A 12,939-nucleotide genomic window follows, 5' to 3' on the forward strand; every position below is an offset into this window, starting at 1 on the left:
ATCAGTCCACCTTGAAGAAGCTTCGGACGAATCCGAGGCCGTCGACGAGCGCGTCGATCTCCTCGGGAGTCGTGTACAGGTAGAAAGACGCCCTGGTCGACGATTGCATTCCGAACCGCTCGTGCACCGGCCGCGCGCAGTGGTGCCCGGCGCGGACCGCGATGCCCCGGGTGTCCAGCACGGTCGACACGTCGTGCGGGTGGACGCCGTCCAGCTCGAAGCTGATCGCGCCACCGTGGTCCTTGGCGTCGGTCGGGCCGAGCAGCTTGAGGCCCGGGACCGTCTTCAGCCCCTCCAGCGCGTACTCGACGATCGCGTGCTCGTGGGCCGCGATCTTGTCCATCCCGATCCCGGACAGGTAGTCCAGGGCCGCACCGAGCCCGACCGCCTGCGCGATCGGCGGCGTACCGGCCTCGAACCTGGCCGGCGGCGGGGCGTACGTCGACCCCGTCATCCGGACGACCTCGATCATCTCGCCACCCCCGAGGAACGGCGGCAGCGAGGCGAGCAGGTCGTACCGTCCCCAGAGCACGCCGATCCCGGTCGGGCCGACGACCTTGTGGCCGGTGAAGACCAGCATGTCGGCGCCGAGCGTCGAGACGTCGACCGGGAGCTGCGGGACCGCCTGGGAGGCGTCCACGACGACCGTCGCGCCGACCGCGTGCGCCTTGGCGGCGATATCGCTGATCGGGTTGATCGTGCCGAGCGCGTTCGACACCCAGGTCAGGGCCACGACCTTGGTGTTCTCGGTCAGCAGCTCCTCGATGTTGCTGGTGTCGAGGCGGCCGTCCTCGGTGACGCCGAACCACTTCAGCGTCGCGCCGGTCCGCTCACACGCGAGCTGCCACGGGACGATGTTGCTGTGGTGCTCCATCTCGGAGATCACCACGACATCGCCCGGCTTCAGCGACGCGCCCAGCGTGTGCGCGGCCAGGTTGAGCGCCTCGGAGGCGTTCTTGGTGAACACGATCTCGTCCCGCGACGGCGCACCGAGGAAGGCCGCGACCTTGTCCCGGCCACCCTCGTACGCCGCCGTCGCCTCGGCACCGAGCTGGTGCATGGCCCGGGCGACGTTCGCGTTGTGCTTCAGGTAGTGGTCCTCGATCGCCTGCACCACCTGGCGCGGCTTCTGCGACGAGTTCGCCGAGTCCAGGTAGACCAGCGGGAACCCGCCCGCGAGCTCGCGGGACAGGATCGGGAAGTCCGCCCGGACCGACTGCAGGTCCAGTGGACTGCCAAAGGTCCGGGCCGTCGTCACTTCGCGCCTGCCTTGAGGAACCGCTCGTACCCGTTGGCCTCGAGTTCCTCGGCCAGCTCCGGGCCACCCTCCTCGGCGACGCGGCCGTCGACGAAGACGTGCACGAAGTCCGGCGTGATGTAGCGCAGGATCCGCGTGTAGTGGGTGATCAGCAGGATGCCCTTGTCGCCCTGGCCGGCGAACCGGTTGACGCCCTCGGAGACGATTTTCAGCGCGTCGATGTCGAGGCCGGAGTCGGTCTCGTCGAGGATCGCGATCTTCGGGTTCAGCAGCTCCAGCTGGACGATCTCGTGGCGCTTCTTCTCACCGCCGGAGAAGCCCTCGTTCACGTTGCGGGTGCCGAAGTCGGAGTCCATGTCCAGGTCGGCCAGCGCCTTGTTGACGTCCTTGACCCAGGTCCGCAGCTTCGGCGCCTCGCCGTCGATCGCGGTCTTCGCGGTGCGCAGGAAGTTCGCCACCGACACGCCCGGCACCTCGACCGGGTACTGCATCGCCAGGAACAGGCCGGCCCGGGCGCGCTCGTCGACGGACATGTCCAGCACGTCCTCGCCGTCCAGCGTCACCGAACCACCGGTGATGTTGTACTTCGGGTGCCCGGCGATCGAGTACGCCAGCGTCGACTTGCCGGAACCGTTCGGGCCCATGATCGCGTGCGTCTGGCCACCGGCGATGGTCAGGTCGACGCCGCGCAGGATCTGCTTCGGGCCGGCCTCGGTGTCGACCGACACCTGCAGGTCGCGAATCTCGAGTGTCGCCATCAGTATCTCTATCTCCGTCGTCTTTACAGGCTGTGCTTAAAGATTTGGCTGGTTCAGGGGGTTCTTCACGTCGACGAGTACGTCGTCGCCGTCGAGGCGGACCGGGTAGATCGGCACCGGGTCGTAGGCCGGCAGGCTGGTCGGCTCACCGGTGCGCAGGTCGAAGCGGGACCCGTGCAGCCAGCACTCGATCTCGCACTCGCCGACGTCGCCCTCGGACAGCTGGATCTGCGCGTGCGAGCACTCGTCCCGCACCGCGAAGTACTGTCCCTCGCTCTTCACGACCGCGACCTCCACACCGCCGACCTCGACCGGGATCACGCCCTCGTCGGGTACGTCGGCAGCGGCGCAGGCACGCTCGAACGTGTCGCTCACTTTCCGACGACCGCCTTGGCGGACGCGCTCAGCTCCGCCGTCCGGGCGAGCTTCTCCTCGATCACCTCGTGCAGGTGCTCGGTGACCTCGGGGACACCGATCTTGCCGATGATGTCGTTGAAGAAGCCGGACACGACCAGCCGCCGGGCCGCGTCCTCGGGGATGCCGCGGGCCTGCAGGTAGAACAGCTGCTCGTCGTCGAACCGGCCGGTCGCCGACGCGTGGCCGGCGCCCTCGATCTCGCCGGTCTCGATCTCCAGGTTCGGCACCGAGTCGGCGCGGGCGCCGTCGGTCAGGACCAGGTTCCGGTTCAGCTCGAAGGTGCTGGTGCCCTCGGCGGCGGCCCGGATCAGGACGTCGCCGATCCAGACCGAGCGGGCGTGGTCACCGGCCAGCGCACCCTTGTAGATCACGTTGCTCTTGCACTGCACGGCCTCGTGGTCGACGAACAGCCTGTTCTCGTGGTGCTGACCCGACTCGGCGAAGTACACACCGAGGAGTTCAGCGTCGCCGCCAGGTCCGGCGTACCGAACGTTGGTGGCGATCCGGACGATCTTGCCGCCCAGCGTCACGACGACGTGGTGGAGCTTCGCGTCCCGGCCTACCAGCGCGTCGTGCTGGCCGAGGTGGATCGACTCGTGGTCGCCCTGCTGGATGCTGACCACACGCAGTTCGGCGCCGTCGCCGGTGGTGATCTCGACGTTGCTGCCGAGCTCGCCGGCGCCGGTGTGATCGATGATCACGATCGCCTTGCTGTGCCGTCCGGCGTCCACGATCAGGTGGGTGAAGCCGCGGGCGCCGAGGCTCGCGACGTTCACGTGCACCGCCTCGGTCAGCTCGGCCTCGACCGGGATCCGGACCGCGAACGCCTCGGCCGCATGATTCCAGGCGACGGCCGCGGAGCGGTCCTGCGGCTTACCGACCTTCAGCGAGTCCGCGGCGACGGTCTCGAAGACCACGCCCTCCGGACCGGAAGCATCGACCTTCGGGGTCTCCGAGCCGGCCGCGTCGTCGAACAGGGCCTTCAGCTGCTTGACCGGGGTGAAGCGCCACTCCTCCTCGCGCCCGTTCGGCACCGCAAAGTCGGCCACGTCGTACGACGTCGGCCGCTCGCTCCGCGCCTGGAGCGGAACCGGCGACCCCGGCCCGTGCGAGTGCGCCTTGTTGCCCGTCGCAACAAGGGTTTCTGCTGACGACATCAGCCGACGGCCCCTTCCATCTGCAGCTCGATCAAACGGTTCAGTTCCAGCGCGTACTCCATCGGGAGCTCGCGGGCGATCGGCTCGATGAAGCCGCGGACGATCATCGCCATCGCCTCGTCCTCGGCCATCCCCCGGCTCATCAGGTAGAAGAGCTGGTCGTCGCTGACCTTGGACACGGTCGCCTCGTGCCCCATCGCCACGTCGTCCTCGCGGACGTCGACGTACGGGTAGGTGTCCGAACGGCTGATGGTGTCGACCAGCAGCGCGTCACAGCGCACCGTGGACTTGCTGTGGTGCGAGCCCGGCGCCACCTCGACCAGACCGCGGTACGACGTCCGGCCGCCACCGCGGGCCACCGACTTCGACACGATCGAGCTGGAGGTGTACGGCGCGTTGTGCACCATCTTGGAGCCGGCGTCCTGGTGCTGGCCCTCGCCCGCGAACGCGACCGACAGGGTCTCGCCCTTGGCGTGCTCACCCATCAGGTACACGGCCGGGTACTTCATCGTCACCTTGGAGCCGATGTTGCCGTCGATCCACTCCATCGTCGCGCCCTCTTCGCAGGTGGCGCGCTTGGTGACCAGGTTGTAGACGTTGTTCGACCAGTTCTGGATCGTCGTGTAGCGGCAGCGGGCGCCCTTCTTCACGATGATCTCGACGACCGCGGAGTGCAGCGAGTCGGACTTGTAGATCGGCGCGGTGCAGCCCTCGACGTAGTGCACGTACGCGCCCTCGTCGACGATGATCAGCGTCCGCTCGAACTGGCCCATGTTCTCGGTGTTGATCCGGAAGTAGGCCTGCAGCGGAATGTCCACCTTGACGCCCTTGGGGACGTAGATGAACGAGCCGCCGGACCAGACCGCGGTGTTCAGCGAGGCGAACTTGTTGTCGCCGACCGGGATCACGGAGCCGAAGTACTCCTTGAAGATCTCCGGGTGCTCCTTCAGGCCGGTGTCGGTGTCCAGGAAGATGACGCCCTGCTCCTCCAGGTCCTCGCGGATCTGGTGGTAGACGACCTCCGACTCGTACTGCGCGGCGACGCCCGCGACCAGGCGCTGCTTCTCCGCCTCCGGGATACCCAGCTTGTCGTAGGTGTTCTTGATGTCCGGCGGCAGGTCCTCCCAGCTGGCGGCCTGCTTCTCGGTGGACCGGACGAAGTACTTGATGTTGTCGAAGTCGATCCCCGACAGGTCGGCACCCCAGGACGGCATCGGCTTGCGGCCGAAGAGCTTCAGGCCCTTCAGGCGCAGGTCGAGCATCCACTCCGGCTCGTTCTTGAGCGTGGAGATGCCTCTCACCACGTCCTCGCTCAAGCCGCGCTGGGCGACCGCGCCGGCGGCGTCGGAGTCGGACCAGCCGTACTGGTAGTTGCCGAGGCCTTCCAGTTCGGGGTGAGCGGTTTGCGTCATCGTGCAGTCCTCGCAGATTCGCCGTCGGTTACAGGGGCCCCAGGGGTAGGGCCCGGGATGTGCGTCGTACAGACACCGTCGCCGTGGGCGATGGTGGCCAAACGCTGCACGTGCTTGCCGAGGAGTCTCGAGAACACCTCGGTCTCGGCCTCGCACAGCTGGGGGAACTGCTCGGCCACGTGCGCGACCGGGCAGTGGTGCTGGCAGAGCTGGGCGCCGTGGCCCGCCTCCGCCGTCGACGCCGCGTACCCGTCGGCCGTCAGGGCCTGGGCGAGCGCTTGCGTCTTCTTGCCCTCGGGAGCCTGCGCCAGCTGCGCCCGGTACCGCTCCTCCACCTCGGCGACCCGGCGCCGGGCGAACTCCGTCACCGCGTCGTCACCGCCGGCCTCGGCGATGAACCGCATCGCGGTCGCCGCGAGGTCGTCGTACGCCTGGTGGAAGGCGTGCCGGCCGGTGTCGGTCAGCACGAACACCTTCGCCGGGCGGCCGCGGCCACGTGGACCGTAGACGCGCTCCTCGCGGGACTCCACCAGGCCCTCGTCCAGCAGGTGGTCGAGGTGCCGGCGGACCGCCGCGGGGGTGAGTTCGAGCCGGTCGGCCAGCACCGCGGCGCTGGACGGACCATTCGTCAGGATCGAGCGGGCGACCCGGTCCCGGGTGGACTCGTCCCGCGCGCTACCGGTGCCGTGGGACACGGCTCCGCTGCTCGCAGGATTTTTCACAACATCAGTGTCGCGTAAATACCGGGGCCCTTCAAATAAGGGTCCCCTAACCGGTTCACGCGCTCACGCGGGGCTCCGGGGTGCGGCGTGAGCGAGGTCACTTCCCCCCTCCCAACCCCGAGCGGGGCGAGGGTTCGTTCTTCCGGTTCTCTATGCTGCGGTTGTGCCAGTTGCGGTGGAGATCGACAACCTCGTCGTGCGGTACGGCGAGAAAACCGCGGTCGACGGTTTGAGTCTCACCGTAGCCGCCGGCGCGGTGACGGCCGTGCTCGGCCCGAACGGCGCCGGCAAGACCACGACCGTGGAGAGCTGTGAGGGGTTCCGGCGACCGGACTCCGGACGCGTCCGGGTGCTCGGGCTGGACCCGATCGCCGACCACGACGCGCTGATGCCGCGGATCGGCGTGATGCTCCAGGAGGGCGGCGCCTGGTCCGGCGTCCGCGCCGTCGAAATGCTCCGGTACGTCGCCACGCTGCACACCCATCCGCTCGACGTCCCGGCTCTCGTCGAGCGCCTCGACCTGGGCAGCTGCGGACGCACGCCGTACCGGCGGCTCTCGGGTGGGCAGAAGCAGCGGCTGTCGTTCGCGCTGGCGATCGTCGGCCGGCCGGAGATCGCGTTCCTCGACGAGCCGACCACCGGCCTCGACCCGCACGGGCGGCGCGAGATCTGGCAACTGATCCGCGACCTCCAGGCCGACGGCGTCACCGTCGTGCTCACGACCCACGCGATGGACGAGGCCGAGCAGCTGTCCGACCAGGTGTACGTGGTGTCGGCCGGCAAGGTGATCGCGTCCGGCACCCCCGACTCGCTGACCGAGCACCACACCAAGTCGCTCGAGGACGTGTACCTCGAGCTGACCGCGCCGAAGCAGGAGTCCTGATGAGCGCCGCTGCGACGTACGCCCCACAGCCCGGCAGCGCGCCCTGGCCACGCAAGGTGCTCGCGCACACCCGGATGGAGTTCAAGCTGCTCGTCCGCAACGGCGAGCAACTGCTGCTGGCGCTGGTGATCCCGCTCGGCCTCCTGCTGCTGCTCGGCGGCACCGGCCTCGGCGAACGCCTTCCGCTCGGCAGCGGACGGCCGATCGACGAGGCCGTCCCGCGGGTGCTCGCGCTGGCCGTGCTGTCCACGTCCTTCACGTCGCTGGCCATCGCGACCGGCTTCGAGCGCCGGTACGGCGTGATCAAGCGGCTCGGTGCGTCCCCGCTGTCCCGTACCGGTCTGCTGGCCGGGAAGATCGGCGCCGTCCTGATCGTCCAGGTGATCCAGCTCGCGGTCCTGATCGGGACCGGGTTCGCCCTCGGCTGGAAGCCCGTCGGCGGGTTCAATGCGGTGTTCGGGGTGATCCTCACGGTGCTCTGCGGCACCGCCGCGTTCGCGTCACTGGGGTTGCTCATGGCCGGCGTACTGCGGGCCGAGGCGACGCTGGCCGCAGCGAACCTGCTCTACCTGCTGCTGCTCGTCGGCGGCGCGATCATGACGCCGGTCGACGAGTACCCGGCCGGGATGCAAGGCATCGTCCGGCTGCTGCCGAGCGCCGCACTGGCGAACGGGATCGCGAACTCGACCGTCGAGGGTGTGATCCCGTGGGCCGCCGCGCTGTCGCTCGCACTGTGGGCCGGAGTGCTGGGCTACCTGGTCTCCCGGACGTTCCGGTGGGACTGACCTTTAGAGTGTGCCGGTGATGACGACGGAGACCCCGCCTCGAGAGACCGAACCGGTCGGCCGCTTCTGGCGACTGCTGCCCGAGCCGAGCCTGGACGCCGTACGGCGCTGGGGCTGGGCGTCGGTGGTGGCGAACATCGGCATCGTGGTGACCGGTGGTCTGGTCCGGTTGACCGGTTCGGGGCTGGGCTGCCCGACCTGGCCGTCGTGCACCGACGAGTCGTACGTCCCGCATGCCGCCCTCGGCATCCACGGGGCGATCGAGTTCAGCAACCGGATGCTCGGGTTCGTGGTCGCGGTGATCGCGATCTGTACCTGGCTGGTCGTGATGCGGTACCGCCCGATCCGGCACGACCTGCGCCGGCTGGCCACGGCCGCCGCGCTGGGGGTGCCGCTGCAGGCGGTGATCGGCGGCATCAGCGTGCTCACCGGGCTGAATCCGTGGATCGTGTCGGCGCACTTCCTGGTCTCGCCGATCATCATCACGCTGACGGTCTCGATGATGCGCCGCTCCCGCACCAGTCCGTACCCGCACACTCCCCCGGTCGTCCGCGCGCTGGCCACCGCCTCCGTGGTGGCGGTCTGGCTGACCGTTGCCCTCGGCACCATCGTCACCGGCGCCGGCCCACACTCGGGTGACCCGGAGACCGGCCGCAACGGTTTCAATCCCGAGCTGGTCGCTCAGCTGCACGCGGACGTCGTGTTCGGCCTGCTCGGCATCACCATCGCGCTGGTGATCGCGACCCGCGTCACCGCCACCTCCCGCACGCTCCGCAAACTCGCCGCATGGCTCCTCGCGATCGAGCTCCTACAGGGCGTCGTCGGCTTCACGCAGTACTTCACCGGCCTGCCCTGGCCCGTCGTCCTCGTCCACATGTTCCTGGCCGGCCTCCTGATCGCCCTGGTCACCGCCGTCTACGGCGAACGCGGCACCCCCGCGACCTGACCCCCGCCCCGCCCCAGCCCAGCCCAGCGCCCGGCGTTTGAGGGGCCGGCCCCTCAAACGGCGGGATGCGGACCCGAAATAACACGTGTCACCCCACACTTTCAGGGGCCGGCCCCTCAAACGCCGTCAGGTGAGATCGCGGCGGAGGGGTACTACGGCTGCCGCCGTCGCGCCGACTGCGGCGTAGCCGAGGAGTACGAGGGCGGCGTACAGCGGTGGGAGCGGCGTGCCGACCGTGGCCGAGGTCTGGTCGGCGATGGTGTCGGTGAGGAACGTGAAGCTGGTGAGGGACGACGTCGCGCCGCCCGGGAGGTACGGGTAGAGCCTGTTGACGCCGGGCAGGATCATCAGCACGTACTCGAGGAAGTAGAAGTAGCCGAGGACGATGCCGACGGCAACGAGCTGGTGTCGGGCCAGGGCGCCGATCGCGACGCCGACGACCACGTAGACCGCCGCGACGACGGCAAGTTTCGTCAGGAGCAGCAGGAGATCCGCCAGGTCGACGGTCAGCGTCACTCCACGGATCGCAGCAGCGCCCAGGAGCGCGAGTCCGGACGTGACGGACGCGATCAGCCCGTAACACAGGCCACCCACTCCGTACACGATCAGCTTCGCGGACAGCACCTGCCCACGGCGCGGTGCGGCCAGGAACGTCGTACCGATCGTGCGGTGCCGGTACTCGCTGGTGATCGCGATCGTGCCGAACAGCGCGGGCACGAACAGCAACAGGCCGGACAACCCGGCCACCAGGCCGGCACCGGCCGGGGTCTCGATCCCCGGCATCGGCGGCGTCGCGTTCTCCGGCCCGGTCAGCGCCAGGATCCCGGTCAGGCCGCCGCCCGAGGCGACCGCGGCCAGCACGGCCCACCACGGCAGCCTGGTCGAGAACAGGCGGGTGATCTCGCCACGGATCAGGTTCTTCATACCGTCGTCTCCTTCGCGGTCAGCGCGAGAAAGGCCTGCTCGAGCGTCGCTCCGTGAGCCGTGAAGTCCGCGAGTTCGCCGGACCAGGCGATCCGCCCGTGGTCGATCAGCACCAGGTCGTCGACGCTGTACTGCAACTCGGTGAGGACGTGACTGGAGATCAGCACGGTCCGTCCTTCGTCCGCGAGCTGCCGCAGGAACGTCCGCAGCCAGACGATGCCCGCGGGATCCAGCCCGTTCGACGGCTCGTCCAGAACGAGCACCCCCGGGTTGCCGAGGAGCGCAGTCGCCAGCGCGAGGCGCTGCCGCATCCCGGTCGAGAAGCCGCGGACCTTTCGATCGGCGTACCCGGTGAGTTCGACGCTCTCGATCACCGCGTCGACCCGCGACCGGGGATGCCCGCTCAGGTCGCACACGGTCCGCAGGTGCGCCCGCGCGCTCGCCGCCGGATGAGCCGCCGCGAGATCGAGCACCGCGCCGACCACACCGGTGGGCGACGCCAGATCCCGGTACTGCGTGTCGCCGAACAACGCACTCCCCCGATCGGGCCGGATCAGCCCGAGCAGCATCCGCAGCGTGGTCGACTTGCCGGCCCCGTTCGGCCCGACGAATCCGGTGACGCGCCCCGCGGCCGCGGTGAATGTCAGATCGCTCACGGCATCGACCGGCCCGAACGCCTTGCTCAGTCCCGCCACCCGAATGGGCAGTCCCTGGGTCATGACTGTCCTCTCCCCGACTATTATCAACCTGAGAGCAATAACATTATCAGACTGATAATGATCAGTGGAGGTCACCGTGCCGAAGGACTCGCCGATCGCCGATGTCGTCATGCACCCGGCGCGGTTGCGGATCATCCAGCAGCTCAGCGGGCGCGAACTGACCACCACGCAGCTCCGCGACGCCCTGCCCGAGATCACCCAGGCGACGCTCTACCGGCATGTCGCGGCGCTGATCGACGCCGGGATCCTCGCGGTGGTCGCCGAGCGCAAGGTGCGCGGCACGACCGAACGAACGCTGGCGCTCGGTGCGCGGCTGGCGGTCGCCGATCTCGACGAGGTCCGGGCCATGGACGCCGCCCAGCTGCGAACGACGTTCCTGACCTTCCTGGGGCTGCTGGGCGAGACCTTCGACGACTTCCTGGCCGCCGAGGACCAGGAGCTGCGCGACTACCTCGGTTTCGGGATGAGCCAGTTGTACGTCGCCGACGGGGACCTGCCCGCGCTGCAGAGCGCGCTCAACGACGTACTGGCGCCGTACCGCGAAGAGCGACCCGGCACGCGCCGGGTCGCTCTCGCCAGTGTTCTCATTCCGGAAGCAGAATGACCTGACCGATCAGTACTTCACTCAGTACTTCACTCTGTACACGGCGCCAGTGCCCATCACCGGTGCGGAGACGAACAGCTGACCCCATCGGTTGAAGGCCGTGCCGCCCGGCAGCGTGAGCTGGTTCCTGACCAGTTCCTTGCGGAACGTCGCCTTGTGGTTCCGGCCCTGGAACTGCAGGATCAGCGCGCCGATCTGCGGCTTGCCCGACAGCTCGAACTTCAGCCAGCTGATCTTGGCCAGCTCGACGACCGAGAGCGTCCCGCGCGGGCCGCCGGCCAGGTCGACGATCGACGTGTAGCCGTCGGCGTACCGCTTGCAGTTGCCGCGGTTCGGCTTGGTCGGGTCACAGACCGCGTTGTACGAGCCCGGCTTGATCCGCCAGATCTGCGACGTCCCCGGTGTCGCCGGGAAGCCGCGGAGCTCACCGACGTACCAGTAGCCGTCCGAACCGACGGTCACCGAGGTCGCGACGGCCTCGGACGGGACCCGCGTACCGGCCGGCGGGATCGGGCTGCCGTCCGGGCCCTTGGCGGGCAGGCCCGGCGGAATCGCGACGACGCGTGGCTTCAACCGCGCGACCGTCTTGATGTGACCGTTCGGCCAGACCCGGAGCAGGTCGTTGCCGGCCGCGTCGGAGACCAGGACCGTGCCGTCGTTGAGCGCGGCGACACCGAACGGGTTCGAGTCGGTCGGGTTCTTCTCCAGGTCGAACGGATCCGGGTCCTTCTTCTGGTACGCCGCGATGTCGGCGATCTTCACCGGTGACTTCCCGTAGCGCAACCGGTACAGCGTCGAGCTCCCCGGCACCGGCGGCTGGCCCGGCTCACCACCGGCACCCGTCAGCGCGTACGTCACACCGCGCTTACTGGTGTCGATCGCCGGCGCGAACCCGTTGGCGCCCGGCACGGTGCCGAGCTTCCAGGTCCTGTGGCCATCGGTCGCGTACACAGCACCGCTGCTCACGCTGTAGATGACCTTGTTCTCGAACGTCGAGACGCCGCGTGGCCCGTTCAGCTTGGTCGCCACCGGTTTCAGGCTCGACGGACTGCTGTGCGCGTCGGCCTGCCCGGCGACCAGCACCGAACCGGCGAGCGCGAGCGCCGCTACCGCGGCAATGCGTGTTCGTACCCCCACTGTGAAACCCCCTGAGACTCCCGTCTCCCCCGACCACGGCTTCCCCTCCGCAGACCACCCCATCGGAACATGAGGTCACGAAATGGTCAACGGGAGGACTCCGCGCGGTGACGCGGCAACGCTCAGTGCAGAAGGGGATCGATCGCGGCGGCGATGAACAGCAGGGCCAGGTAGATGTTCGAGAAGTGGAACAGCCGCATCGGCTTCAGGGCCGCGCCGTCGGCGCCGGTGTGGGCCCGAAGCAACAATCGGCGCGCCTCGCGCAGGAACACGAAGCCGAGCACGATCGCGGCCGGCCCGTAGACGTAGCCGGTGTCGGCGATCGGCCACAGCGCGAGCGACGTGATCACCATGATCACTGAGTACGCCATGATCTGCCGGGCGGTCTGGACCGGGGTGGCGACCACCGGGAGCATCGGCACGTCGACCGATGCGTAGTCCTCGCGGTACCGCATCGCGAGCGACCAGGTGTGCGGCGGTGTCCAGAAGAACACCACCAGGAACAGCACGACCGGAGGCCAGGCCAGCTCGCCGGTGACCGCGGTCCAGCCGATCAGGGTCGGGAAGCAGCCAGCGATCCCGCCCCAGACGATGTTCTGCACCGTACGGCGCTTCAGCACCATCGTGTAGCCGAAGACGTAGAACAGGTTCGCCGCCAGCGCCAGGCCGGAGGAGAGCCAGTTCACGAAGAAGCCGAGCTCGAGCGTCGCCAGCACGCCGAGGGCGACGCCGAAGACCGTCGCCGAGCGCGGGCTGACCGCGTGCCGCGGCAGCGGGCGGCGCCGGGTCCGGCGCATCTGCTCGTCGATGTCGCGGTCGAGGACGCAGTTGATCGTGTTCGCGCTGCCGGAGGCGAGCACGCCGCCGATCAGGGTGGCCACCACGACCTGCAGCCCGGGCACGCCACCGGCTGCGAGGAACATCACCGGCACGGTGGTGATCAGCAGCAGCTCGATGATGCGCGGCTTGGTCAGACCGACGTACGCCTTCACCACGTCGCGCACCGACGGACTCACCGTTGCAGCTGATACAGCGGTAGCGTCCGGCAGCGGCGTCGGGTACGACGTCGTCGCGGCGGGACGCGGGTCGACGGCCGTCACGAACACCTCGAACAATCTGGGTTGACGCCGGAGATCCGGCGCTGACGGTTCAGCAGTCTACGACGCCCCGTAGGAGGGTTCTGCCACCCCCCTCCGATGCGGCCCCGCCGGTTGGGG

Annotated in this window: 14 protein-coding genes; 4 read left to right on the forward strand and 10 right to left on the reverse strand. The window is 68.9% G+C overall.

From position 1 onward, the window contains the following. Position 1 precedes the first annotated feature (1 nt). From AC0662_RS09600 to AC0662_RS09625, 6 genes are read right to left on the reverse strand one after another with little or no spacing between them, the layout of a single operon-like run. Positions 2-1,258, reverse strand: coding sequence for a cysteine desulfurase (locus tag AC0662_RS09600; RefSeq protein ID WP_452203581.1), 1,257 nt, complete (start codon positions 1,256-1,258; stop codon positions 2-4). Beyond that, complete coding sequence (gene sufC / locus AC0662_RS09605) at positions 1,255-2,016, reverse strand: Fe-S cluster assembly ATPase SufC (RefSeq protein WP_478299664.1); 762 nt, start codon at positions 2,014-2,016, stop codon at positions 1,255-1,257. Before sufC ends, AC0662_RS09600 begins: the two co-directional genes overlap by 4 nt. 36 nt (positions 2,017-2,052) lie before the next feature. Continuing rightward, positions 2,053-2,391, reverse strand: a complete 339-nt coding sequence (locus AC0662_RS09610; protein WP_167212652.1) for a non-heme iron oxygenase ferredoxin subunit — start codon at positions 2,389-2,391, stop codon at positions 2,053-2,055. Beyond that, positions 2,388-3,590: a Fe-S cluster assembly protein SufD gene (sufD, locus tag AC0662_RS09615; protein ID WP_452203579.1), complete on the reverse strand. Its 1,203-nt coding sequence runs from the start codon at positions 3,588-3,590 to the stop codon at positions 2,388-2,390. The genes AC0662_RS09610 and sufD overlap by 4 nt, the downstream gene beginning before the upstream one ends. Further along, positions 3,590-5,002, reverse strand: a complete 1,413-nt coding sequence (gene sufB / locus AC0662_RS09620) for a Fe-S cluster assembly protein SufB (protein WP_452203578.1) — start codon at positions 5,000-5,002, stop codon at positions 3,590-3,592. The genes sufD and sufB overlap by 1 nt, the downstream gene beginning before the upstream one ends. Then, the gene (locus tag AC0662_RS09625; protein ID WP_478299667.1) at positions 4,999-5,724 is read right to left on the reverse strand and encodes a helix-turn-helix transcriptional regulator; all 726 of its coding nucleotides are present in this window, start codon (positions 5,722-5,724) and stop codon (positions 4,999-5,001) included. The genes sufB and AC0662_RS09625 overlap by 4 nt, the downstream gene beginning before the upstream one ends. Positions 5,725-5,887: 163 nt before the next feature. Here AC0662_RS09625 and AC0662_RS09630 point away from each other — a divergent pair, with 163 nt between their 5' ends. The 3 genes from AC0662_RS09630 to AC0662_RS09640 are packed head-to-tail and all read left to right on the forward strand — an operon-like array spanning position 5,888 to position 8,338. Beyond that, the gene (locus AC0662_RS09630; RefSeq protein WP_478299669.1) at positions 5,888-6,607 is read left to right on the forward strand and encodes an ABC transporter ATP-binding protein; all 720 of its coding nucleotides are present in this window, start codon (positions 5,888-5,890) and stop codon (positions 6,605-6,607) included. Next, positions 6,607-7,392, forward strand: a complete 786-nt coding sequence (locus tag AC0662_RS09635) for an ABC transporter permease (protein ID WP_452203575.1) — start codon at positions 6,607-6,609, stop codon at positions 7,390-7,392. The genes AC0662_RS09630 and AC0662_RS09635 overlap by 1 nt, the downstream gene beginning before the upstream one ends. A 19-nt stretch (positions 7,393-7,411) precedes the next feature. Then, complete coding sequence (locus AC0662_RS09640; protein WP_452203654.1) at positions 7,412-8,338, forward strand: COX15/CtaA family protein; 927 nt, start codon at positions 7,412-7,414, stop codon at positions 8,336-8,338. A gap of 126 nt (positions 8,339-8,464) precedes the next feature. Here the strand turns inward: AC0662_RS09640 and AC0662_RS09645 are convergent, their stop codons facing one another. Beyond that, complete coding sequence (locus AC0662_RS09645) at positions 8,465-9,262, reverse strand: ABC transporter permease (RefSeq protein ID WP_478299671.1); 798 nt, start codon at positions 9,260-9,262, stop codon at positions 8,465-8,467. Further along, on the reverse strand, positions 9,259-9,981 hold the full coding sequence (locus AC0662_RS09650; protein ID WP_452204476.1) for an ABC transporter ATP-binding protein: 723 nt from the start codon (positions 9,979-9,981) through the stop codon (positions 9,259-9,261). Before AC0662_RS09650 ends, AC0662_RS09645 begins: the two co-directional genes overlap by 4 nt. A 76-nt stretch (positions 9,982-10,057) precedes the next feature. On the opposite strand from AC0662_RS09650, the gene AC0662_RS09655 reads away from it, so the two are divergent. Then, positions 10,058-10,585 (forward strand): helix-turn-helix domain-containing protein, encoded by a 528-nt coding sequence (locus AC0662_RS09655; RefSeq protein ID WP_478299674.1) that lies wholly within the window; start codon positions 10,058-10,060, stop codon positions 10,583-10,585. 21 nt (positions 10,586-10,606) lie between these two features. Here the strand turns inward: AC0662_RS09655 and AC0662_RS09660 are convergent, their stop codons facing one another. Both AC0662_RS09660 and AC0662_RS09665 read right to left on the reverse strand, forming a co-directional pair. Next, positions 10,607-11,722 (reverse strand): ScyD/ScyE family protein, encoded by a 1,116-nt coding sequence (locus AC0662_RS09660; RefSeq protein WP_452204474.1) that lies wholly within the window; start codon positions 11,720-11,722, stop codon positions 10,607-10,609. Positions 11,723-11,844: 122 nt separating this feature from the next. Continuing rightward, entirely contained in the window at positions 11,845-12,828 is a 984-nt protein-coding gene (locus AC0662_RS09665) for a heme o synthase (protein ID WP_478299676.1), read from the reverse strand. Positions 12,829-12,939 lie beyond the last annotated feature (111 nt).

This window comes from Kribbella sp. NPDC043289 (assembly GCF_056436705.1).